Source organism: Paenibacillus sp. 598K, assembly GCF_003851045.1.
Lineage (GTDB): Bacteria > Bacillota > Bacilli > Paenibacillales > Paenibacillaceae > Paenibacillus_D.
Window position 1 is genome coordinate 32,716 of record NZ_BFBX01000162.1, and the last position, 387, is coordinate 33,102.

1 pseudogene is annotated in these 387 nt (G+C 63.0%); it reads left to right on the forward strand.

Features of this window, described 5'->3' with window-relative positions:
* Positions 1-387, forward strand: a pseudogene (locus PA598K_RS38450) (DUF4127 family protein); the annotation flags it as partial.

The window sequence follows — 387 nt, forward strand, 5'->3', positions numbered from 1 at the left end:
ACGGCGGCCTGATCGGCAGCCGTCGGCTGCGGTCAGCTGACGAACCGACGGGGGACGGCGCAGCTCCGGACGAGGCGGCGCTCGCCTTGCTGGACGTCATCCGCGAGATCAAGACCGCGTATCCCGACAAGCCGCTATTCGTACTCGATACGCTGATGCGGCTGGCGACGACCACGTTTGCGGACGGCCTTAACTTGGAGGCTTACGAGGAGTCGCGTCAGCTGATGACTCAGCCCCGGCTGCACGCCGATACATTCGAGTCGATCCTCGAGAGCTACGATTTGCGACCGGACGGGACAGCTTACGAGGATACCGTCCATTTCGACAAGGCCGCCTATTATCGCACGCGCTGCCACAAGCTGTGGACGACTCGCTATGTGCTGGAGG